24 protein-coding genes are annotated in these 22,485 nt (G+C 65.6%); 15 read left to right on the forward strand and 9 right to left on the reverse strand.

The annotated features are described in order from the left end of the window. Positions 1-17 precede the first annotated feature (17 nt). Genes coaBC through IB274_RS18175 form a run of 5 tightly spaced genes read left to right on the forward strand, consistent with a single transcriptional unit; the run spans position 18 to position 5,792 of the window. Complete coding sequence (gene coaBC / locus IB274_RS18155) at positions 18-1,226, forward strand: bifunctional phosphopantothenoylcysteine decarboxylase/phosphopantothenate--cysteine ligase CoaBC (protein WP_192433392.1); 1,209 nt, start codon at positions 18-20, stop codon at positions 1,224-1,226. 7 nt (positions 1,227-1,233) lie between these two features. Next, complete coding sequence (dut, locus tag IB274_RS18160) at positions 1,234-1,689, forward strand: dUTP diphosphatase (protein ID WP_081515156.1); 456 nt, start codon at positions 1,234-1,236, stop codon at positions 1,687-1,689. 40 nt (positions 1,690-1,729) lie between these two features. Beyond that, positions 1,730-4,354, forward strand: a complete 2,625-nt coding sequence (locus tag IB274_RS18165) for a phosphomannomutase/phosphoglucomutase (RefSeq protein WP_192433394.1) — start codon at positions 1,730-1,732, stop codon at positions 4,352-4,354. A 26-nt stretch (positions 4,355-4,380) separates the two neighbouring features. Then, a complete protein-coding gene (gene argB, locus IB274_RS18170; RefSeq protein ID WP_192433396.1) occupies positions 4,381-5,286 on the forward strand; it encodes an acetylglutamate kinase in 906 nt (301 codons plus the stop codon). A 59-nt stretch (positions 5,287-5,345) separates the two neighbouring features. Further along, the gene (locus IB274_RS18175) at positions 5,346-5,792 is read left to right on the forward strand and encodes an acyl-CoA thioesterase (RefSeq protein WP_192433398.1); all 447 of its coding nucleotides are present in this window, start codon (positions 5,346-5,348) and stop codon (positions 5,790-5,792) included. Between the two features lie 15 nt (positions 5,793-5,807). Here IB274_RS18175 and IB274_RS18180 read toward each other — a convergent pair whose 3' ends face one another. Then, positions 5,808-6,428: a DUF4124 domain-containing protein gene (locus IB274_RS18180; protein WP_192433400.1), complete on the reverse strand. Its 621-nt coding sequence runs from the start codon at positions 6,426-6,428 to the stop codon at positions 5,808-5,810. A 20-nt stretch (positions 6,429-6,448) separates the two neighbouring features. Beyond that, positions 6,449-7,090, reverse strand: coding sequence for an orotate phosphoribosyltransferase (gene pyrE / locus IB274_RS18185; RefSeq protein ID WP_045217699.1), 642 nt, complete (start codon positions 7,088-7,090; stop codon positions 6,449-6,451). Between the two features lie 81 nt (positions 7,091-7,171). On the opposite strand from pyrE, the gene IB274_RS18190 reads away from it, so the two are divergent. Continuing rightward, complete coding sequence (locus IB274_RS18190) at positions 7,172-7,951, forward strand: exodeoxyribonuclease III (protein WP_045217700.1); 780 nt, start codon at positions 7,172-7,174, stop codon at positions 7,949-7,951. A gap of 73 nt (positions 7,952-8,024) precedes the next feature. Here the strand turns inward: IB274_RS18190 and IB274_RS18195 are convergent, their stop codons facing one another. After that, complete coding sequence (locus IB274_RS18195) at positions 8,025-8,396, reverse strand: DUF4870 domain-containing protein (protein ID WP_088419871.1); 372 nt, start codon at positions 8,394-8,396, stop codon at positions 8,025-8,027. A gap of 49 nt (positions 8,397-8,445) precedes the next feature. After that, positions 8,446-9,165 (reverse strand): ribonuclease PH, encoded by a 720-nt coding sequence (gene rph, locus IB274_RS18200; RefSeq protein WP_192433402.1) that lies wholly within the window; start codon positions 9,163-9,165, stop codon positions 8,446-8,448. A 166-nt stretch (positions 9,166-9,331) separates the two neighbouring features. Here rph and IB274_RS18205 point away from each other — a divergent pair, with 166 nt between their 5' ends. The 6 genes from IB274_RS18205 (at position 9,332) to IB274_RS18230 (ending at position 14,584) form a co-directional block, all read left to right on the forward strand. Further along, the gene (locus IB274_RS18205) at positions 9,332-10,195 is read left to right on the forward strand and encodes a YicC/YloC family endoribonuclease (protein WP_192433404.1); all 864 of its coding nucleotides are present in this window, start codon (positions 9,332-9,334) and stop codon (positions 10,193-10,195) included. 46 nt (positions 10,196-10,241) lie between these two features. After that, a complete protein-coding gene (gene gmk, locus IB274_RS18210) occupies positions 10,242-10,853 on the forward strand; it encodes a guanylate kinase (protein ID WP_192433406.1) in 612 nt (203 codons plus the stop codon). A gap of 99 nt (positions 10,854-10,952) precedes the next feature. Further along, the gene (gene rpoZ / locus IB274_RS18215) at positions 10,953-11,219 is read left to right on the forward strand and encodes a DNA-directed RNA polymerase subunit omega (protein WP_045217709.1); all 267 of its coding nucleotides are present in this window, start codon (positions 10,953-10,955) and stop codon (positions 11,217-11,219) included. A gap of 60 nt (positions 11,220-11,279) precedes the next feature. Next, positions 11,280-13,388 carry a bifunctional GTP diphosphokinase/guanosine-3',5'-bis pyrophosphate 3'-pyrophosphohydrolase gene (gene spoT / locus IB274_RS18220; protein WP_192433408.1) on the forward strand — a complete coding sequence of 703 codons (2,109 nt, stop codon included), beginning with the start codon at positions 11,280-11,282 and terminating at the stop codon, positions 13,386-13,388. Positions 13,389-13,410: 22 nt separating this feature from the next. Then, positions 13,411-13,791, forward strand: coding sequence for a RidA family protein (locus IB274_RS18225; protein WP_017520704.1), 381 nt, complete (start codon positions 13,411-13,413; stop codon positions 13,789-13,791). 58 nt (positions 13,792-13,849) lie between these two features. Next, positions 13,850-14,584, forward strand: coding sequence for a hypothetical protein (locus IB274_RS18230; protein WP_192433410.1), 735 nt, complete (start codon positions 13,850-13,852; stop codon positions 14,582-14,584). A 33-nt stretch (positions 14,585-14,617) separates the two neighbouring features. Here IB274_RS18230 and IB274_RS18235 read toward each other — a convergent pair whose 3' ends face one another. The 3 genes from IB274_RS18235 to IB274_RS18245 all read right to left on the reverse strand — a co-directional run bounded on the left by IB274_RS18235 (position 14,618) and on the right by IB274_RS18245 (position 16,978). Further along, positions 14,618-15,241 carry a LysE family translocator gene (locus IB274_RS18235; RefSeq protein WP_192433412.1) on the reverse strand — a complete coding sequence of 208 codons (624 nt, stop codon included), beginning with the start codon at positions 15,239-15,241 and terminating at the stop codon, positions 14,618-14,620. A 67-nt stretch (positions 15,242-15,308) separates the two neighbouring features. Further along, the gene (locus tag IB274_RS18240; protein ID WP_192433414.1) at positions 15,309-16,109 is read right to left on the reverse strand and encodes a helix-turn-helix transcriptional regulator; all 801 of its coding nucleotides are present in this window, start codon (positions 16,107-16,109) and stop codon (positions 15,309-15,311) included. Continuing rightward, a complete protein-coding gene (locus IB274_RS18245; protein ID WP_192433416.1) occupies positions 16,109-16,978 on the reverse strand; it encodes an NAD-dependent epimerase/dehydratase family protein in 870 nt (289 codons plus the stop codon). Before IB274_RS18245 ends, IB274_RS18240 begins: the two co-directional genes overlap by 1 nt. Positions 16,979-17,073: 95 nt before the next feature. Here IB274_RS18245 and IB274_RS18250 point away from each other — a divergent pair, with 95 nt between their 5' ends. The 3 genes from IB274_RS18250 (at position 17,074) to IB274_RS18260 (ending at position 21,576) form a co-directional block, all read left to right on the forward strand. Then, entirely contained in the window at positions 17,074-18,006 is a 933-nt protein-coding gene (locus IB274_RS18250) for a hydrogen peroxide-inducible genes activator (protein ID WP_192433418.1), read from the forward strand. After that, a complete protein-coding gene (gene recG, locus IB274_RS18255; RefSeq protein WP_192433420.1) occupies positions 18,003-20,078 on the forward strand; it encodes an ATP-dependent DNA helicase RecG in 2,076 nt (691 codons plus the stop codon). The genes IB274_RS18250 and recG overlap by 4 nt, the downstream gene beginning before the upstream one ends. 91 nt (positions 20,079-20,169) lie before the next feature. Further along, the gene (locus IB274_RS18260; protein WP_192433422.1) at positions 20,170-21,576 is read left to right on the forward strand and encodes an aminoacyl-tRNA deacylase and HDOD domain-containing protein; all 1,407 of its coding nucleotides are present in this window, start codon (positions 20,170-20,172) and stop codon (positions 21,574-21,576) included. Between the two features lie 81 nt (positions 21,577-21,657). Here IB274_RS18260 and IB274_RS18265 read toward each other — a convergent pair whose 3' ends face one another. Both IB274_RS18265 and IB274_RS18270 read right to left on the reverse strand, forming a co-directional pair. Next, a complete protein-coding gene (locus IB274_RS18265) occupies positions 21,658-22,059 on the reverse strand; it encodes a helicase (RefSeq protein ID WP_192433424.1) in 402 nt (133 codons plus the stop codon). A gap of 135 nt (positions 22,060-22,194) precedes the next feature. After that, positions 22,195-22,467: an HU family DNA-binding protein gene (locus tag IB274_RS18270; protein WP_017520695.1), complete on the reverse strand. Its 273-nt coding sequence runs from the start codon at positions 22,465-22,467 to the stop codon at positions 22,195-22,197. Between the last annotated feature and the right edge of the window lie 18 nt (positions 22,468-22,485).

The following is a 22,485-nucleotide window of genomic DNA, read 5'->3' on the forward strand; positions in this document are numbered from 1 at the left end:
GTATTTAAGGCTGGCCTATGCAGCGGCTCTATCGTAAACGCATCGTTCTGGGCGTCGGCGGCGGTATCGCCGCCTACAAGAGCGCCGAACTGGTCCGCCGGTTGCGCGACCAGGGCGCCGAGGTGCGTGTCGTGATGACCCAGGGCGGCCGCGAGTTCATCACCCCGCTCACCCTTCAGGCCCTTTCCGGGCACCCGGTGCATCTGGACCTGCTCGACCCTGCCGCCGAGGCGGCCATGGGGCATATCGAGCTGGCCCGCTGGGCAGACCTGGTGCTGATCGCTCCCGCGACTGCCGATCTCATGGCGCGCCTGGCCCAGGGCGTGGCCAACGACCTGCTGACCACCCTGGTGCTCGCCACCGACGCGCAGGTCGCGCTGGCCCCGGCGATGAACCAGGCGATGTGGCGCGACCCGGCCACCCAGGTGAACGCCGAACTGCTGCGTAGCCGCGGCCTGCACTTCTTCGGCCCCGCCGCCGGCAGCCAGGCCTGCGGCGACGTCGGTCCGGGGCGCATGCTCGAGGCCGAAGAGCTGGCGCAACTGGCCGCCGACTGCTTCGAGTTCAAGGCCCTGACCGGCCAGCACATCCTGATCACCGCAGGGCCGACCCAGGAAAACATCGACCCGGTGCGCTACATCACCAACCACAGCTCCGGGAAGATGGGCTTTGCCCTGGCCGAAGCGGCCGCCGAAGCCGGCGCCCGCGTGACCCTGGTGACCGGCCCGGTACACCTGCCGACCCCGGACCGGGTGAGCCGCGTCGATGTGGTCAGCGCTCGCGACATGCTCGCCGCCTGCGAAGCGGCGATGCCGGCGGACATTCTGATCGCTTCCGCCGCGGTAGCCGACTATCGCCCGGAACTGGTCGCCACACAGAAACTCAAGAAAGACCCCACCACCGGTGACGGCCTGCTCTTGCAGCTGGTGCGCAATCCCGACATCCTCGCCACCCTCTCGCTGCGCGAGGCCCGGCCGTTCAGCGTCGGCTTCGCCGCGGAGACCGAGAACCTGCTCGAGTACGCCTCGCGCAAGCTCAAGGACAAGAATCTCGACCTGATCGTCGCCAATGACGTCGCCAATCCGTCCATCGGCTTCAATAGTGAAGAGAACGCCATCACGGTCATCGACCGCGAATTGCACAAGACTGCGTTCGCCCAGACCAGCAAGGGCAAGATCGCCCGCCAGCTGATCGCCTTCATCGCCGAACGCATCAATCAACACTGAGAACTCAATGCATTCCCTGCAAGCCAAGATCCTCGATCCCCGCCTGGGCAGCGACTTCCCGCTGCCGCAGTACGCAACTCCCGGCTCCGCTGGCCTCGACCTGCGCGCCATGCTCAAGGAGGACTGCGTCCTCGAGCCGGGCCAGACCGTTCTGATCCCCACCGGCCTGTCCATCTACGTCGCCGATCCGGGCCTTGCCGCGCTGATTCTTCCGCGCTCGGGCCTGGGCCACAAGCACGGTATCGTGCTGGGCAACCTGGTCGGCCTGATCGACTCGGATTACCAGGGCGAGCTGATGGTCTCCTGCTGGAACCGCGGCCAGACGGCTTTCAAGATCGCCATCGGCGAACGCATCGCCCAGTTGGTGCTGGTGCCGGTAGTGCAGGCGCACTTCGAGCTGGTCGAGTCCTTCGACGAAAGCCAGCGCGGCGCCGGCGGCTTCGGTCATTCCGGCAGCCATTGACCCTTTTCCCTTTCAGGATGAATCGCCGAGGAGACGTTGCATGAAACTTTTCCAACGCACTGCCAAGGACAGCGCCGAACTGCCGGAACTCGTGCCGGCGGAGAAGCCCGTCAAAGGGCCGGCGACCAAGGTCGACCTCAAACCGCTGCTGCCCGCACTCGTCCTCACCGTCGGCGGCGTAGCGGCGGCCGGCGCATTGCTGTGGTTCAGCCTGTTCGGTCAGGCGGACAAGGCCTACGTCGCACAACTGAGCAGCGCCTGGTCGGAAAGCCAGGCCGGCGCGCTGCGCCAGTCGCTGAGCCTGCTGGCTGCGGACAGCCGCGCCATGGCGAGCGACTCGCAGTTGCTGCCGACCCTGCAGAGCAATGATCCGGCGCGCATCGCCGCCCTGGAGAAAGCGCTGACCCAGGGCCATCTGGACGCTCTGGTGGACGTCCACCTCAACGCCAGCGGCCAGGCCGTGCAGGACCCTTCACGCCCCGGCCCGCTCAACTATGCCGCGCTGGACATGCTGCATCGCGTCGAGAGCGGCCAAGCCGTGGCGCCGGAAGCCTACAAGGTCGGCACCCGCTGGCTGGTCTACAGCCCCTCCGCCCTGCGTGGTGCGGACAACACGATCCAGGGTTCGCTGCTGTTGGTCGTCGACCTGCAGCGCCTGCTCGGCAGCCTGCCGCCGATGTCCAGCGACATCGGCCAGCTGCAGCTTTCCCAGCAGTTCGGCAATTCGCCTGCGCAGGTGCTGCTACAGCGCGGCCAGGCCAGTGACGCTGCGCCGCTCAGCGTCTCCAGCGGCAACCCGAACTGGAAGCTGAGCTTCACTCCTGGCCCCAGCATCACCAGTCCGCTGTACTCGCCGCCCCTGCTGGGCATCGCCGCGCTGCTCGCGCTGGCAGGTGGCCTGCTCGGCCTCTATCTTGCGCAAAGCGCGATGCAGCGCCGGGTCAGCAAGGATGCCCAGGCCCTGGGGCAGTTCATTCAGGAACTCGCCGGCCAACGCACTGCCAAAGCTCCTGAGCTGAGCCTGCCGAGCCTGCAGGCGCTGGCTCAGGCGTTGGCCCGTCAGCCGCGCCGCAAGACCGAAACACCGGGTGCCAGCGCCCCCGCAGCGCCTGCAGTCGCCGCCCAGCCGACCCCAGCTGTCGCTACTGTCAGCGCCCCGCCCGCTGCCACCGAAACGCCATTGGTCGATCCGCTATTCCAGAACACCGACATTCTGGACATCGACATTCTTGATGAAGACCAGGATCTCCTGGGATTGGAGCAAACACCCGCTATGAGCACGCCTAAAGCCCCGCAACTGCCCGCCAGCATCTTCCGTGCCTACGACATCCGTGGCGTGGTCGGCGACACCCTGACCACCGAGACCGCCTACTGGGTCGGCCGTGCGATCGGCTCCGAAAGCCTTGCGCGCGGTGAACCGTGCGTCTCCGTGGGCCGTGACGGCCGCCTGTCCGGCCCCGAGCTGGTCCAGCACCTCATCCAGGGCCTGCTCGACTGCGGCTGCCAGGTCACCGACGTCGGCATGGTGCCGACTCCAGTCCTGTACTACGCAGCCAACGTCCTGGAAGGCAAGTCGGGCGTAATGCTCACCGGCAGCCACAACCCGCCGGACTACAACGGCTTCAAGATCGTCGTCGCTGGCGAGACCCTGGCCAACGAGCAGATCCAGGCCCTGCGCGAGCGCATCCAGACCGGTGACCTCGCCTCCGGCGTGGGCAGCGTGCAACAGGTCGACATCCTGCCGCGCTACTTCCAACAGATCCGCGACGACATCGCCTTGGCCAAGCCGCTGAAAGTGGTGGTGGACTGCGGCAACGGCGTGGCCGGCGTAATCGCTCCGCAGTTGATCGAAGCCCTGGGCTGCACCGTGATCCCGCTGTATTGCGACGTCGACGGCAACTTCCCCAACCACCACCCGGACCCGGGCAAGCCAGAGAACCTGGAAGACCTGATCGCCAAGGTGAAAGAGACCGGCGCCGACCTCGGCCTGGCCTTCGACGGCGACGGCGACCGCGTGGGCGTGGTGACCAACGAAGGCACCATCATCTACCCCGACCGCCTGCTGATGCTGTTCGCCAAGGACGTGGTTTCGCGCAACCCAGGTGCCGACATCATCTTCGACGTCAAATGCACCCGTCGCCTGATCTCGCTGATCAGCGGCTACGGCGGTCGCCCGGTGATGTGGAAGACCGGCCACTCGCTGATCAAGAAGAAGATGAAGGAAACCGGCGCACTGCTCGCTGGCGAGATGAGCGGCCACATCTTCTTCAAGGAACGCTGGTACGGCTTTGACGACGGCATCTACAGCGCCGCGCGCCTGCTGGAAATCATCAGCCTGGACAAGCGCGACGCCGAGCGCGTGTTCTCCGCGTTCCCGATGGACATCTCCACCCCGGAAATCAACATCACCGTCACCGACGAGGGCAAGTTCGCCCTGATCGAGGCGCTGCAGGCCCGTGGCCAGTGGGGTGAAGCCAACCTCACCACCCTCGACGGCGTGCGTGTGGATTACCCCAAAGGCTGGGGCCTGGTTCGCGCGTCCAACACCACTCCGGTGCTGGTCCTGCGTTTCGAGGCGGACTCCCAGGACGAACTGGAACGCATCAAGGAAGTGTTCCGTACCCAGCTGAAAGCGGTCGACCCCGCCCTCAGCCTGCCCTTCTGACCCTGTAGCACATGCTGGAGCCCACCATGACCCAGAGCCGCGATGACGCCGCCCAGGTTGCCCGCGTCCTTGCCGAAGCCCTGCCCTACATCCGCCGCTTCGTCGGCAAGACGCTGGTGATCAAGTACGGCGGCAACGCCATGGAAACGGACGAGCTGAAGAACAGCTTCGCCCGCGACGTGGTGCTGATGAAAGCCGTCGGCATCAACCCGGTGGTGGTCCATGGTGGTGGTCCGCAGATCGGCGACCTGCTCAGCCGCCTGTCGATCGAAAGCCACTTCATCGATGGCATGCGCGTCACCGATGCGCAGACCATGGACGTGGTGGAGATGGTCCTCGGCGGTCAGGTGAACAAGGACATCGTCAACCTGATCAACCGTCATGGCGGCAGCGCCATCGGCCTGACCGGCAAGGACGCTGAACTGATCCGCGCGAAGAAACTCACCGTCACTCGCCAGACACCGGAAATGACCAAGCCGGAAATCATCGACATCGGCCACGTGGGCGAGGTCACCGGGGTCAACGTCGACCTGCTGAACATGCTGGTACACGGTGACTTCATCCCGGTCATCGCGCCGATCGGCGTGGGCGCCAACGGCGAGTCCTACAACATCAACGCTGACCTGGTGGCCGGCAAGGTGGCCGAGGCGCTGAAGGCCGAGAAGCTGATGCTGCTCACCAACATCGCCGGCCTGATGGACAAGCAGGGCCAGGTCCTCACCGGCCTGACCACCGAGCAGGTCAACGAGCTGATCGCCGACGGCACCATCTACGGCGGCATGCTGCCGAAGATCCGCTGTGCCCTGGAAGCGGTGCAGGGCGGCGTGACCAGCGCGCACATCATCGATGGCCGCGTGCCCAACGCGGTGCTGCTGGAGATCTTCACCGACAGCGGCGTCGGCACCCTGATCACCAATCGCAAGCAACGCTGATCGACAAGGACACCCGCCTGGAGCGATCCACGCGGGTGTCATTGCATCTGGAGTTTGGAATGGCCGCGTCCCCCGTATCCCGCAATGACTTCAGCTTCTTCCATGGCCTGCGCGTGCGCTGGTCGGAGGTCGACCCGCAGGGCATTGTCTTCAATGGCAACTACCTGACCTATGCCGATGTCGCCACCACCGAGTACTACCGTCACCTGGGCGTGAGCTACCCGGCCGACCTGCTGCGCGGCGGCGGCGACCTGTTCGCGGTGAAGACCACCTTGGAATACCTGGCGCCCGCGCGCTTCGACGACTGGCTGGAAATGGGCGTGCGCGTGAGCCGACTGGGCCGCAGCAGCCTGACCTTCCAGGTATCGATCTGGAGTGATGAAAACCTGCTGACGCTGGGGGAGCTGATCTACGCCTATGCCGGCGAGGACCGGACAAGCCAGCCCCTGCCGGATTGGCTGCGCGGGAAGATCAACGAATTCGAGCGCGTCTCACCGCAACAGTAAGAGCGGGCGTCTACCTCAGTTGCCGCCGGACAGCTGGGCGAAACGCGCCCGGTCGGCGGCAAAACTGCTCTGCGCCTGGGTACGCAGCTGCTGATAGCGGGCGATGTCCTGCTGCAGACGCTGTTCATCGCTGCGTAGGTTGGCGAGTTGTGCGACCAGGTCATCCGGTACCTGGCGCCCGGCACGCTCCTGATCGGCAGCGCGGGCCTGCAGGTTGGCCTGCTGCGTTTTCAGCGACTGCAGGTTGCCCTTGGCCACGCTGGCCAGCCCATCGAGCTCCGCGAGCTTGCGATCACGGGCACGGTCAACGTCATCCACGCTGGTGTACATGCGCATCAGTTGTTGATCGGAACTGGCTCGTGCGGCATCCGCCTTGCGCTGCTCGATCTCGGCGGCGGTCGGCGCCGGCGGCACCTCGCGAATCACCCGACCCTGGTCGTTGAGCACCTGGTAGCCCTTGCCGATGTACTGCGGCGGCACGCCAAGGCGGTCGATGACGGTGATGCCCTTGTCATTGACGTAGCGGTACATCTCGACCTGGCTGGTCGGCTGGCCGGCAGCTGCCACCTGGCCGGCGAGCATGACCCCCAGAAGCCCCATCAACACCCTGTAACGGTAAGCACCCTGCTTGGCCATGCCCGACACCCTTGTTCCGGTTAGATACCGTACTGCGCCCGATAGGCCTCGACGGCCGCGAGATGCTGCTTGAGCTGCCCGTCGCCGGCCAGATACTCCAGCACTTGCTCAAGCGAGACAATGCTTACGACCGGGATCGAAAAGTCCCGTTCAACTTCCTGGATCGCCGACAGCTCGCCCTTGCCGCGCTCCTGGCGGTTCAGTGCAATCAGCACACCAGCGGCCTGAGCCCCTTGTGCGTCGATGATCTGCATGACCTCGCGGATCGCGGTGCCGGCGGTGATCACGTCGTCGATGATCAGCGCGCGGCCAGTCAGCGGTGCGCCGACCAGCGTGCCGCCTTCGCCGTGGTCCTTGGCTTCCTTGCGGTTGAAGCACCAGGGCAGGTCGCGACCATGCTGTTCCGCCAGCGCAATGGCTGTAGCGGCCGCCAGCGGGATTCCTTTATAGGCAGGCCCGAACAACACGTCGAAAGGTATGCCGCTGTCAACCACTGCGCTGGCGTAGAAACGACCCAGCTGGGACAGCGCAACACCGGTGTTGAACAGACCGGCATTGAAGAAGTACGGACTGGTACGCCCGGACTTGAGGGTGAATTCGCCGAAGCGAAGAACGCCGCGCTCGATGGCGAAGCGGATGAAATCGCGTTGATATGGCTGCATGGGAGAGAACCGGCCGGTATGAATTTAGCTAAACCGTTTGAGCTCGGGTATCATACACACACGTGATTTTGGGGGCCATTTATGCGGATCATCAGTGTGAACGTGAATGGTATTCAGGCTGCAGCCGAGCGTGGTTTGCTCAGTTGGCTGCAAGCCCAGAATGCCGACGTGATCTGCTTGCAGGATACCCGCGCCTCCGCTTTCGATCTGGATGACCCATCCTACCAACTGGATGGCTACTTCCTGTACGCCTGCGATGCCGAAGTGCCCAGTCAGGGCGGCGTCGCAATCTATAGTCGTCTGCAACCCAAGGCTGTCATAAGCGGCCTGGGTTTCGAGATGGCCGATCGTTACGGGCGCTACCTGCAAGCCGATTTCGATAAGGTGAGTATCGCCACTCTCCTGCTGCCTACCGGGCAGGAAGGGGACGAGAACCTGAACCACAAGTTCAAGTTCATGGACGATTTCGCCCAGTACATGAACAAGCAGCGCCGCAAGCGCCGCGAATACATCTATTGCGGCTCGCTGTACGTCGCGCACCAGAAGCTGGACGTGAAGAATTGGCGCGAATGCCAGCAATCGCCAGGCTTCATGGCGCCGGAGCGTGGCTGGATGGATGAGATCTTCGGCACCATGGGCTATGTCGACGCCCTGCGCGAGGTCAACCGCGAAGGCGACCAGTACAGCTGGTGGCCGGACAGCGAACAGGCCGACCTGCTCAACCTGGGCTGGCGCTTCGACTATCAGATCCTCACGCCGGGTCTGCGCCGCTTCGTGCGCAGTGCCAAGCTGCCGCGCCAGCCGCGCTTCTCCCAGCACGCGCCACTGATCGTCGATTACGACTGGACCCTGAGCATCTGAGTCCTGTCGCGCCGCCGCAAGGCGGACAGAAAAAAGCCGGCTTCGAGCCGGCTTTTTCGTGTCTGGAGCGCGCTTACTTGATCGGCCGCCAGGTGAAGGGATAGCGGTAATCCAGCCCTTCATTGGCTTTGATCCCGGCAATGATGGTCAGCACCAGCGCGCCGATGCTCACCAGCCCGAGCAGGAAGAAGCCGATCACCACCAGCATCAACAGGCAGCTGACCACCACCGCGAGGCTCACGGTGATCTGGAAGTTCAGCGCTTCCTTGCCCTGACGGTCCACGAAGGGGTCCGATTCACGCTTGATCTGCCAGACGATCAGCGGCCCGAGCAAGTTGCCGAAGGGGAAGATGAAGCCAAGGAAGGCGGCGAAGTGGCAGAACATCGCCCACTGGCGGGCTTCCTGGCTCGGCTGAACCTGTTGTACCGGTACTTCGTCGCTCATCCTTTCGCTCCTTGCACTTTTAGATCGGGCAGGCTGGCCGCCCGTCGGGTCATTCTGCCAGCGCAGCGCGCTGCAGCTCGAACAGCTCGCGCAGGCCTTGCTGCGCCAGTTCCAGCATGGCATTCAGCTCGGCCGGCTGGAAGGGGGCGCCCTCGGCGGTGCCCTGGACTTCGATGAAGCCGCCGGCATCGGTCATGACCACGTTCAGGTCGGTTTCGGCGGCGGAGTCTTCCAGGTAGTCCAGGTCCAGCACCGGCTCGCCCTGGTACATACCCACTGAAACCGCGGCGACCATCTGCTTGAGCGGGTTGCCCTTGAGCGCGCCGCGCTTCTTCAGTACGGCCAGGGCGTCGATCAGCGCGACGGTGGCGCCGGTGATGGAAGCGGTGCGGGTGCCGCCGTCGGCCTGGATCACATCGCAGTCGATGTACAGGGTGTTCTCGCCCAGCTTGGACAGGTCCAGCGCGGCGCGCAGGGAGCGGCCGATCAGGCGCTGGATTTCCAGGGTGCGGCCACCCTGCTTGCCGCGCGCGGCTTCACGCTGGTTACGCTCGCCGGTGGAGCGCGGCAGCATGCCGTATTCGGCGGTCAGCCAGCCCTGGCCCTGGCCCTTGAGGAAGCGCGGCACACCGGATTCGGCGCTGACGGTGCAGATCACCTTGGTGTCGCCGAACTCGACCAGCACGGAGCCCTCGGCGTGCTTGGTGTAATGGCGGGTGATACGGATCGGGCGCAGTTGGTCGGCGGCGCGGCCACTGGGACGGTTCATGGAGGCATCCTGTACAGATTGCTGGCGGGGGAATGTCCGCCATTATAGAGGCCAGCGGACGGGCGCAACCACCGCCAGCGTGCTGCGGCGCGCTACGCTGGGGTACAATTACCGGTTTCCGACGACCTGTCGGCCGTTTTCCCAGCCCATTCTGAGAGGTGACTCCATGGTCCACAGCATGACCGCCTTCGCCCGCGTCGAGCGCGCCAGCACCCATGGAACCCTGAGCTGGGAGCTGCGCTCGGTCAACCACCGCTACCTCGAGCCCAACCTGCGCCTGCCCGAAGCCTTCCGCGATCTCGAAGGCGCGGTGCGCGAAGCGCTGCGCCAGGGCCTGTCGCGCGGCAAGGTGGAATGCACCCTGCGCTTCAACGAGGAAAACGCCGGCAAGGCGCTGCAGGTCGACCGCGAGCGCGCCGCGCAACTGGTCGCCGCCGCCGAGACCGTCGCCGACCTGATCAAGAATCCCGCCCCGCTCGACCCGCTGGCCGTGCTGGCCTGGCCGGGCGTACTGGTGGGCGATGCCGCCGACCCGCAGGCGCTCAACGCCAGCGCGCTGGCCGCTTTCACCCAGGCCCTGGATGAACTCAAGGCCGGCCGCGCCCGCGAAGGTGCCGAGCTTTCGAAGATCATCGACGAGCGCCTGACGGCCATGCAGGATGAAGTGGCCAACCTACGCCAGTTGGTGCCGGAAATGCTCGCCAACCAGCGCCAGAAAGTCCTCGACCGCTTCACCGAGATGAAAGCCGAACTCGACCCGCAGCGCCTGGAGCAGGAAATGGTCCTGCTGGCGCAGAAGAGCGACGTCGCCGAGGAGCTGGATCGCCTGACCACCCACGTCACCGAAGTGCGCCGCGTGCTCAAGGCTGGCGGCGCCGCCGGCCGACGCCTGGACTTCCTGATGCAGGAACTCAACCGCGAGGCCAACACGCTGGGTTCGAAGGCTTTCGATCCGCGCTCCACCCAGGCCGCGGTCAACCTCAAGGTCCTGATCGAGCAGATGCGCGAACAGGTCCAGAATATCGAGTAAGCCGGACGCATCCGGCCCCAATCCACCGCAACTCCAGGAACACGCCATGTCCGGCACCCTGTACATCGTTTCCGCGCCGTCGGGCGCCGGCAAGACCAGCCTGGTCAAGGCCCTGCTCGACGCCATGCCCAGCGTGCGCGTCTCCGTCTCCCACACTACCCGCGGCATGCGCCCGGGCGAAGTGGACGGGGTGAACTACCACTTCGTCGGCCATGACACCTTCCGCGCCATGCTCGATCGCAACGAATTCCTCGAGCACGCGCAGGTCTTCGACAACCTCTACGGCACCTCCCAGCGCTGGGTCGAGAAGACCCTCGCCGAAGGCAACGACCTGATCCTTGAGATCGACTGGCAGGGCGCGCAGCAGGTGCGCCGGCTGATGCCCCAGGCGCAGTCGATCTTCATCCTGCCGCCGAGCCAGGAAGCCCTGCGCCAGCGCCTGACCAACCGCGGCCAGGACAGCAACGAGGTGATCGAGCGGCGCATGCAGGAAGCCGTCAGCGAAATGAGCCACTATGTGGAGTACGACCATCTGGTGATCAACGACGATTTCGCCCACGCGCTGGAAGATCTCAAGTCGATCTTCCGCGCCCGCCAACTCCGTCAGGACGCCCAGCAGCAGCGTCACACCGAGCTGCTGCAACGCCTGCTGGCCTGAAGTCGCCGAGAGAAGGCACTTCCATAAAGATTGGCGATTTTTTAGACTATCCAGTCCGCCCGGCATTTTCCGGGCCTACATTTCAGTACGAGGAACACCATGGCCCGCGTCACCGTTGAAGACTGCCTGGACAACGTCGATAACCGTTTCGAGCTGGTCATGCTCGCCACCAAGCGTTCGCGTCAGCTGGCCACCGGCGGCAAAGAGCCGAAGGTACCGTGGGAAAACGACAAGCCCACCGTCGTCGCCCTGCGTGAAATCGCTTCCGGCCTGATCGACAACGAAATCGTTCTGCTGGAGGACGTGGTTGAAGAAGAACCGCTGTTCGCTGCCTTCGAAGACGAGGCCAACAACGAGGCCCTGTAAGTCGATGTCTGGCCGACGAATCGGTGCACCACGACTGGCCGCTCGGCAGGGGGTAGACCCATGCCGAGCATAGACGCCTTCGCCGATCGTCTGTCGAGCTATCTGGGCCCGGACCAGGTAAACCTGGTCCGTCGCGCCTACTACTACGCCGAGCAAGCCCACGACGGGCAACGCCGCCGCAGCGGCGAGGCTTACGTCACCCATCCGCTCGCCGTCGCCAATATCCTCGCCGACATGCACATGGACCATCAGAGCCTGATGGCAGCCATGCTGCACGACGTGATCGAGGACACCGGCATCGCCAAGGAAGCGCTCACCGCGCAGTTCGGCGAAACCGTCTCGGAACTGGTGGACGGGGTCAGCAAGCTGACCCAGATGAACTTCGAGTCCAAGGCCGAGGCGCAGGCCGAGAACTTCCAGAAGATGGCCATGGCCATGGCGCGCGATATCCGCGTGATCCTGGTGAAGCTGGCCGACCGCCTGCATAACATGCGCACGCTGGAAGTGCTATCCGGCGAGAAGCGCCGGCGCATTGCCAAGGAAACCCTGGAAATCTACGCACCCATCGCCAACCGGCTGGGCATGCACAGCATGCGCGTGGAATTCGAGGACCTGGGCTTCAAGGCCATGCATCCGATGCGCTCCGAGCGCATCCGCCAGGCGGTGAAGAAGGCCCGTGGCAACCGCCGCGAGATCGTCGGCAAGATCCAGGAATCGCTGGTCAACTGCCTCGCCCGCGAAAACATGGAAGGCCAGGTCCTGGGCCGCGAGAAGCACCTGTTCAGCATCTACAAGAAGATGCGCGGCAAGCGAAAGGCGTTCAACGAGATCATGGACGTCTACGCCTTCCGCATCGTGGTCGACAAGGTCGACACCTGCTACCGCGTGCTCGGCGCCGTGCACAACCTGTACAAGCCGTTCCCCGGTCGCTTCAAGGACTACATCGCGATTCCCAAGGCCAACGGCTACCAGTCGTTGCACACCACGCTGTTCGGGATGCACGGCGTGCCCATCGAGATCCAGATCCGCACCCGCGAGATGGAAGAGATGGCCAACCACGGCATCGCCGCGCACTGGCTGTACAAGTCCAGCGAAGAGGAAGCGCAGAAAGGCACCCATGCCCGCGCCCGCCAGTGGGTGAAGGGCATCCTCGAACTGCAGCAACGCGCCGGAAACTCGCTGGAATTCATCGAGAACGTGAAGATCGACCTGTTCCCGGACGAGGTCTACGTCTTCACGCCCAAGGGCCGCATCATGGAGCTGCCCAAGGGCTCCACGGCGGTGGACTTCGCCTACGCGGTGCACACCGACGTCGGCAACAGCTGCATCGCCTGCCGCATCAACCGCCGCCTGGCGCCGCTGTCCGAACCGCTGCAGAGCGGCGCGACAGTGGAAATCGTCACCGCGCCGGGCACCCGGCCGAACCCGGCCTGGCTGAACTTCGTGGTCACCGGCAAGGCGCGCACGCACATCCGCCACGCGCTCAAGCTGCAACGCCGCTCCGAGTCGATCAACCTCGGCGAGCGCCTGCTGAACAAGACCCTGGCCGGCTTCGACAGCCACCTGGAAAAGATCCCGCAGGAACGCATCCAGGGCGTGCTCAACGAATACCGCATGGAAGTCTTCGAGGACCTGCTCGAAGAGATCGGCCTGGGCAACCGCATGGCCTACGTGGTCGCACGCCGCCTGCTGTCCAGCGAAGGCGAGGAAGCGCCCAGCGCCGAAGGGCCGCTGGCGATCCGCGGTACAGAAGGCCTGGTGCTCAGCTACGCCAAGTGCTGCACGCCGATTCCCGGCGACCCGATCGTCGGCCACCTGTCGGCCGGCAAGGGCATGGTCGTGCACCTGGAGAACTGCCGGAACATCAGCGAAATCCGCCACAATCCGGAAAAATGCATCCAGCTCAGCTGGGCCAAGGATGTCACCGGCGAATTCAACGTTGAACTGCGTGTCGAGCTGGAACACCAGCGCGGCTTGATCGCCCTGCTGGCGACCAGCGTCAACGCCGCCGACGGCAACATCGAGAAGATCAGCATGGACGAGCGCGACGGTCGCATCAGCGTCGTCCAGCTCGTCGTCAGCGTGCATGACCGTGTGCACCTGGCCCGCGTCATCAAGAAGCTGCGCGCGCTCAAGGGCGTGATTCGCATCACCCGCATGCGCAGCTGATCCCACCCCGTTAGGAGTCGACATGACCAAGACCGTTATCCACACCGACAAAGCCCCGGCCGCCATCGGCACCTACTCCCAGGCGATCAAGGCTGGCAACACCGTCTATGTCTCCGGCCAGATCCCGCTGGACCCGAAAACCATGGAACTGGTCGAAGGCTTCGAAGAGCAGACCGTCCAGGTCTTCGAAAACCTGAAAGCCGTGATCGAGGCTTCCGGCGGCTACCTGCACGACGTCGCCAAGCTGAACATCTTCCTCACCGACCTGTCGCACTTCGCCAAGGTCAACGAGATCATGGGCAAGTACTTCGTCCAGCCCTACCCGGCTCGCGCCGCCATCGGCGTAGCCGCCCTGCCCAAGGGCGCCCAGGTCGAGATGGACGCCATCGTCGTCCTGGAATAAGCCGTACCTCCCGAACGGGGCCTTCAGGGCCCCGTTCTTTTGTCTGCAAGGAGCAAACATGCGTCGCGCCCTGATCCTGAGCGCCCTGATCGGCCTGCTCACCGGCTGCGCCGGCACCCCGTCCGACCCTTCCGGCGTCTGGGTCAACCAGGCCGCCATCGATGCCGCCGGCAAGGGCGGCAAGCTGCGCGAGGCGCTGCTGGCCTACGGCCCGAACCTGGAATGGAAGCTGGACACCAAGGCTAGCCAAGCCACCTTCAGCAACGGCTTCGAGCTCGGCGAAGGCCAGCTGACCGCCGAAGATCCCAAGCACTACCGCGTCGACTTCTACGGCAGCAACCAGGAATCCCTGGAGCTGGACGGCAAGGAGCTGGTGCAGGTAGGCAGCGACAATTGGCCCGAGCAGCGCTTCCTGCGTCCCAAGCAGCAGCCCGCCGCGCAGAGCCCGGCCGGCAGCACCTTCGAAAACGCCCTCTACGCCGCCTACCTCAGCGGCACCTGGATCATCGAGGAAGGCGAAGGCAAGGGCAGCAAGGTCAAGTTCGCCGCCAACGGCAGCCTCGAAGGCATGCCCGGCTTCGATCGCTACGCGCTGTGCCTGGCCGGCGACTGCGCGGCCATGAGCGGCGACAACGACAGCATCTGGCTGCAACAGGGCCAGCAGGGGCGCGAGTTCCTCTTCGAGCGCGACGGCGACAAGCTGGAGTTGTTCGAGGCGGTGAACCGCGCCCAGTCCGACGAGATGCCGCAGTACGCGCCCGGCAACAAGGTCTGGACGCTGGAGCGCGACTGATCCGTGCGAGCAGGCGGTCGCGAATGACAGTCTTCAGCGCAGCCCGCTCCACAGCAGCCAGCCACCCAGCGCCAGCAGCAGGCCGCCGCACAGGCGGTCCAGCGCCGTGACCCGACGCTTCAGCCAACCGCGCCAGCGCGGGCGATCCAGCAGGCGCACCAGCGCCATGTCCCACAGCAGCACCACCGCGCCCATCCACAGCACGCACACGCCCAGCGCCCAGCCCGGCAGGCGGAACTGCCCGAGCACGCCGAACAGCCCGGTGTAGAAGATCGGCAGCTTGGGGTTCAGGCTGCTGGCCAGCAGGCCTTCGCGCATCCCCCGCAGAAATCCTCCACTGCGCTGCAGCCCCAGATCAGTGGGAATCTCCAGCTCCCGACGCGCCAGCAGCGCCTGCGCGCCGAGCCAGACGAAGTAGACGCCACCCAGCAACTGCACCACCCGCAGCCCGTGGCTGGCCACTTCCGGCAACAGACCGAGAACGAACAGCACCAGCAGCATGCTCGCCAGATTGGCCAGGGCGATGCCCGCCGCGCAGCCATCGGCATGGCAACGACCGCGCAGCAGCGCGGCGCGGATCAGCAGGAAGAAGTCCGGCCCCGGTGACAGCAGGGCGGCGAAGTGGGTGCTGGCGACCAGCGCGAAGGCGGCGAACATGGTGATCTCCCGGATAGCGGCGTCGCGCAGTCTGGGAGCGTCGGGGTTCACCGGTCTTGGAAGAAAGTCAGGTGCGCGTGGCGCGCAGGAAGCGTCCGGGCGTGACGCCGGTAAAGCGGCGGAAGGTGCCGGAAAAATGCGCCTGGTCGTAGAACCCCAGGCTCAACGCGACCTCCAGCGGCTTCTCGCCAGCCACCAGCAGGCGCTTGGCCTCGCGGATGCGCCGCTGCAGCAGGTAGGTGTGGGGCGGCACGCCGTAGGCGTTGCGGAAGGCTTCGATCAGGTGGCGCGGATGGCGTTGCAGGAGCGCCGCGAGTTCTTCGAGGCTGACCGCTTCGCGGTAATGCGCTTCCAGGTAGTCACGCAACTTCGCGGTGACGCTGCCGTCGCGGGATGCCGACGCAGTCGGGCGCATGCCGCCGTGGCGGACGAACACCAGCTCCAGCAGCGTCAGCAGTTCGCTCTCCAGCGCCAGCGCGTCGTTGCGTTCGAACTCCGTGGCGACGCGCCGCAGCGCCTCGGCCACCTGCCCGTCATCGTGCGGATTGAGCGCCTGGAAGCCGCGCGGCAACTGTTTGCGGCCCAGCAGCGGTAGCAGCCGCGATTCCTCGATGTAGAGCATGCGATAGACCAGGCGCTCGGACTCGGCGTTGCCGGTGTGCGGCTCCTCCGGGTTCATCAGCGACAGGGTGCCGGCAGGCAGCACGTGGTGCGCGCCGCGGCACTGGTAGCCGCCCGCGCCGTGCAGGATGGCGCCGATGGCGAAGGCGTCGTGGCTGTGGCGCCCGAACGGCTGGCCGGAGAAGTCCGCATGGAACAACTCCACTCCCGGTAACCAGGGGCGCGCCAGCAGCCGGTTGGCGTCCATCAGTCCTGCTTGCCCGCGAGGATGGCCGCGTAGCCTTCGCGGAAGCTCGGGTAGCGCGGCTCCCAGCCCAGCGCGCGAGCGCGGGCGTTGCTGCAGCGCTTGCTGCCGGCGCGGCGCACGGTCTGCTCGTCGGCCCAGTGGGTGACGCCCAACTGGTTACGCAGCCAGCCGACTACCTCATGCAGCGCCGCCGGCTCGTTGTCGACGCCGAGGTAACAGTCTTCCAGCGCGACGCCGCCGCGATCGGCCTCCAACAGCGCGGCGAGCAGGCCGGCGGCGTCTTCGGCATGGATGCGATTTGCGTACAGCGGCGGCTCGCTGGCGACGCGGTAGCCCTCGCGCACCTGCTTGAGCAACCACTCGCGACCGGGGCCGTAGATGCCGGTGAGGCGCACGATGCTGGCAGGAATGCCGCTCTGCAGCGCCAGCTGCTCGGCCTCGAGCATCACGCTGCCCGAATAGCTCTGGGCCTGGGCGGGCGAGGTCTCGTCAACCCACTCGCCATCGCGCTGGGCGTACACGCCGCTGCTGGAGACGAACAGCAGACGCTTGGGCAACTGCCCGCGCTGCTGTAGCCAGCCGAGGGTATTGCGCAGGCCTTCGACATAGGCCGCGCGATATCCTGCCTCGTCGTGCTGGGTCGCGGCGGCGCAGAACACCAGATAGTCCAGCTTGCCCACCGGCCAGGTGTCCGGGCATTCCAGCTGGCCGAGGTCACCGGCCACCGGCAGCACTTCCAGCGGCAGCGCGGCAACGTTGCGGCGCAGGCCATGGACGCGCCAGTCGCGGGCGGCCAGCTGGCGTCCCAGGCGGCTGCCGACGTCGCCGCAACCGACGACCATCAGGCTGGGGAAGGTGCTCTTGCTCATGCTTGGCTCCGCGAATCAAAGCTCGGCAGTTTAGCGCGGTTGGTTCGCGGCGGTGCAGCCGCTATGCTTGGGCCACCTCAACGGACTTAGTCGCCATGACCCTTACCGAACTGCGCTACATCGTCACGCTTGCCCAGGAGCAACATTTCGGCCGCGCCGCGGAACGCTGCCACGTCAGCCAGCCGACGCTCTCGGTGGGCGTGAAGAAGCTGGAAGACGAGCTCGGCGTGCTGATCTTCGAGCGCAGCAAGAGTGCGGTGCGCCTGACCCCGGTCGGCGAAGGCATCGTGGCGCAGGCGCAGAAGGTGCTGGAGCAGGCCCAGGGCATCCGCGAACTGGCCCAGGCCGGCAAGAACCAGCTGACCTCGCCGCTCAAGGTCGGCGCCATCTACACCATCGGCCCGTACCTGTTCCCGCACCTGATCCCGCAGCTGCACCGGGTCGCCCCGCAGATGCCGCTGTACATCGAGGAAAACTTCACCCACATCCTGCGCGACAAGCTGCGCACCGGCGAGCTGGACGCAATCATCATCGCCCTGCCCTTCCAGGAAGCCGATGTGCTGACCCTGCAGCTGTTCGACGAGCCCTTCTACGTGCTGATGCCGGCGGACCACCAGTGGACCGCGAAGAAGACCATCGACCCGGAGCTGCTCAACGACAAGAGCCTGCTGCTGCTCGGCGAGGGCCACTGCTTCCGCGACCAGGTGCTCGAAGCCTGCCCGACCACCCACAAGGGCGGCGAAAACAAGCACACCACGGTGGAGTCCAGCTCGCTGGAAACCATCCGTCACATGGTCGCCTCCGGCCTTGGCGTGTCGGTGCTGCCGTTCTCCGCCGTGGACAGCCACCACTACGCACCGGGCGTGCTGGAAGTGCGCCCGTTCAGTGCGCCAGTGCCCAAGCGCACCGTCGCCATCGCCTGGCGCGCCAGCTTCCCGCGGCCGCGCGCCATCGAGGTGCTGGCCGACTCGATCCGCCTGTGCTCGGTCGCCAAACCGACCGTCAAGGGTGAAGCCGAGCCGGCATGACCGATCTGTCGAACGTCCCGGTCACCGCGCTCAAGGGCGTGGGCGCCGCGCTGGAAGAGAAGCTGGCGAAGGTCGGCCTGGAGAATCTCCAGGACATCCTCTTCCACCTGCCGCTGCGCTACCAGGATCGCACCCGCATCACCCCCATCGGCGCGCTGCGTCCGGGGCAGGATGCGGTGGTCGAAGGCGTGGTCTCCGGCGCCGACGTGGTGATGGGCAAGCGCCGCAGTCTATTGGTGCGCCTGCAGGACGGTACCGGCACCCTGAGCCTGCGCTTCTACCACTTCAGCCAGGCGCAGAAGGAGAACCTCAAGCGCGGCACGCACCTGCGTTGCTACGGCGAGGCTCGCCCAGGCGCCTCGGGTCTGGAGATCTACCACCCCGAGTACCGCTCCCTCACCGACGCCGCCGCGGCGCCGGTGGAGCAGACGCTGACGCCGATCTACCCGACCACCGAAGGCCTCACCCAGCAGCGCCTGCGCCAGCTCAGCGAGCAGACCCTGGCGCGCCTGGGCCCGTCGAGCCTGCCGGACTGGCTGCCGGCGGAACTGGCCCGCGACTACCGCCTGGGCCCGCTGGACGAAGCCATCCGCTACCTGCACCGGCCGCCGCCGGACGCCGACCTGGAAGAGCTCGCCGAAGGCCGCCACTGGGCCCAGCACCGCCTCGCCTTCGAGGAACTGCTGACCCACCAGCTGTCGCTACAACGCCTGCGCGAAAGTGTTCGCTCCCAGGCCGCGCCGCAGCTGCCGCCGGCCAAGAAATTACCAGCGCTTTACCTGAAGAACCTCGGCTTCAAACCCACCGGTGCGCAGCAGCGCGTCGGCGCGGAAATCGCCTACGACCTTGCCCAGCCCGAACCCATGCTGCGGCTGGTGCAGGGCGACGTCGGCGCCGGCAAGACCGTGGTTGCCGCCCTCGCGGCCCTGCAGGCGCTGGAAGCCGGCTATCAGGTGGCGCTGATGGCGCCGACCGAGATCCTCGCCGAGCAGCACTTCCTCAACTTCACCAAGTGGCTGCAACCGCTGGGCATTGAGGTCGCCTGGCTGGCCGGCAAGCTCAAGGGCAAGGCCCGCGCCAGCGCACTGGAACAGATCGCCGGCGGCGCGCCGATGATCGTCGGCACCCACGCGCTGTTCCAGGACGAGGTGAAGTTCAAGCGTCTAGCCCTGGTGATCATCGACGAACAGCACCGTTTCGGCGTACAGCAGCGCCTCGCCCTGCGCCAGAAAGGCGTCGACGGTCGGCTTTGCCCGCACCAACTGATCATGACCGCCACGCCCATTCCGCGAACCCTGGCGATGAGCGCCTACGCCGACCTCGACACCTCGATCCTCGACGAGCTGCCACCCGGCCGTACCCCGGTGAACACCGTGTTGGTGGCCGATAGCCGCCGCATCGAAGTGATCGAGCGAGTGCGCGCTGCCTGCGCAGAAGGCCGCCAGGCGTATTGGGTGTGCACGCTGATCGAGGAATCCGAAGAGCTCACCTGCCAGGCCGCGGAAACCACCTACGAGGAACTCTCCTCGGCGCTGGGTGAACTGCGCGTCGGTCTGATCCACGGGCGCATGAAGCCGGCAGACAAGGCCGTGGTCATGGAAGCCTTCAAGGAAGGCCTGCTGCAGTTGCTGGTCGCCACCACGGTGATCGAGGTCGGCGTGGACGTGCCTAACGCCAGCCTGATGATCATCGAGAACCCCGAGCGCCTGGGCCTGGCCCAGCTGCACCAGTTGCGCGGCCGCGTGGGCCGGGGCAGCGCGGCGAGCCACTGCGTGCTGCTCTACCATCCGCCGCTGTCGCAGATCGGCCGCGAGCGCCTGGGCATCATGCGCGAGACCTGCGACGGCTTCGTCATCGCCGAAAAGGACCTGGAGCTGCGCGGTCCCGGCGAAATGCTCGGCACTCGCCAGACCGGCCTGCTGCAATTCAAGGTGGCCGACCTGATGCGCGACGCCGACCTGCTGCCGGCGGTGCGCGATGCCGCCCAGGCCCTGCTGGCACACTGGCCGCAATCGGTCAGCCCACTGCTGGCACGCTGGCTGAGACACGGGCAGCAATACGGACAAGTGTGATCTATTTCACTTTCATCGGTCAGTTGACTGCTCGGTCACGCTGACTGCGTGGTTATACTCCGACCCAGCCGTTGATAACCGGATCACATTCATGAGCGACGCCGCACGCGCCCCATCCGACTCCTCGCAGGCCCCCGAGGTCATCCTGCAGCTGCTCGCCAAGCTGGGCATACCGTCTCGCGAAGTCTGCGATGCCACGACGCTGCCGGCCACGCGCCGGGTGCAGGCCAGCCTGCTGGAAGATGCCGTGGGCACCCTGCTGGTGCTGTTCCCGCAAAGCCAGCTGCTGGACCTGAACCGCCTGGCCGAACTCACCGGGCGCAAGCTGGTGGCGGTCAAGCCCGATCGTCTGGAGCGCATGCTTGGCAAGCACCAGCTCGGTCGTCTGCCGGCGCTGCCGCCGCTGACCAGCTCGCCGTGCCTGTATGACGAACGCCTGCTGCAGGAACCCCAGCTGCTAATCGAATCCGGCGCGCCGGGCACGCTGCTGGAAATTCCCACTGCGTCTTTCCGCCACCTGCTGGAGAAAGCCAGCGCGGCGCGCTTCGGCGTGGCGCTGGAGTCGATCCGGCCGAACCTCGACCGCCCGGACGACGACCGCAAGGAAATCACCCAGGCCGTGCAGGCGTTCACCGCCCGCCGCATCCAGCAGCGCCTCGAGGAAACCATCGAGATTCCGCCGCTGCCGGAAACCGCACAAAAGATCATCAAGCTGCGCGTCGACCCCAACGCCACCGTGGACGACATCACCGGCGTGGTGGAGACCGACCCGGCGCTTGCTGCGCAAGTCGTCAGCTGGGCGGCCTCGCCCTACTACGCCGCGCCGGGCAAGATTCGCTCGGTGGAGGACGCCATCGTCCGCGTACTGGGCTTCGACCTGGTGATCAACCTCGCCCTGGGCCTGGCCCTGGGCAAGACCCTGAGCCTGCCCAAGGACCAGCCGCAGCACGCCACGCCCTACTGGCACCAGGCGATCTACACCGCCGCGGTGATAGAGGGCCTGACCCGCGCCGTGCCGCGCGCCGAGCGCCCGGAAGCCGGCCTGACCTACCTCGGAGGCCTGCTGCACAGCATCGGCTACCTGGTCCTGGCGCACATCTTCCCGCCGCATTTCTCGCTGATCTGCCGGCACCTGGAAGTGAACCCGCACGTCGAGCACAACCTCGTCGAGCAGCACCTGCTGGGCATCACCCGCGAGCAGATCGGCGCCTGGCTGATGCGCACCTGGGACATGCCGGAAGAGATCTATACCGCACTGCGCTTCCAGCACGACCCGACCTATGCCGGCGATTGCTCGGCCTATGCCAACCTGGTGTGCCTGGCGACCCGCCTGCTGCGCAACCACGGCATCGGCAGCGGCCCGGAGACCGATATTCCGCAAGACCTGCTGGATCGCCTGGACATCCCGCGCGAGAAGGCCGAAGACGCCGTACGCAAGGTACTCGACGCCGAAGCGGTGCTGCGCGAGCTGGCCAGCCAGTTCAATCCCGCGCACTGAATGTACCACCGCTGAAGCCGTTGCGATGCAGACATGAAAAAGGCCCCGTCAGGGGCCTTTTTTCTGTGCGTCGAAAGCGTCTCAGGCGGCTTTCTTGTCGCTGCTCGGCGCGGTTTTCTTTTTCGGCTTGAGGTACTTCACCAGGCCCTGGAACCAGATCACCAGGCCGGGGTTGCCCTGGATCTGGATGTCCTTGTTCTGGATGCCCTGCATGAAGGCCAACTGCGGGTTCTTGGAGGTCATGGTGGCGAAGCCGTAGGCGCCATCCTTGAAGCCCAGCGCGAAGGCCGGCTGCGGATGGATGCCGCGACGGGCGCTGACCTTGAGGTCTTTCACGATGTAGTGGCGGGCGACCTTGCCGTCGAGCGTGTGGAGCTGGAACACCAGGTCCTTGCCTTCGAGCTGCTTCTGGAACGCCGGGTTTTCGCGGCTGGCCTTGGCCATCAGGCGACCGAGCATCCACAGGAGTAGACGGAATTTCATGCACAAACCTCGACGTTCGAGACAATAGTCTGCGCATTGTAGCCAGTTTGAAAACGGACTACATCCGGTCTTTTGGAGGGATTATGTAACTGCAGGAGGCAACCCGGAGCCGCTCTGGCTCCGGGTCAGACGCGATCAGTTGACGGCGTCTTTCAGCGCCTTGCCCGGTTTGAAGGCAACGGTATTGCTGGCTTTGATCTTGACCGGCTGGCCGGTTTGCGGGTTCTTGCCAGTACGGGCGCCACGGTGGCGCTGAACGAAGGTACCGAAACCGACAAGGGTAACGCTGTCCTTGCGGTTGAGCGCGCCAGTGATTTCATCCAGCAGCGCGTTCAGCACCTTGTTGGCTTGTTCTTTGGTGAGGTCGGCCTTCTCGGCGATCGCGGCGGCGAGTTCTGGTTTACGCATAAATGCCTCTTTGACGGT

The sequence above is a fragment of the Pseudomonas sp. PDM18 genome (assembly GCF_014852585.1).
Lineage (GTDB): Bacteria > Pseudomonadota > Gammaproteobacteria > Pseudomonadales > Pseudomonadaceae > Pseudomonas.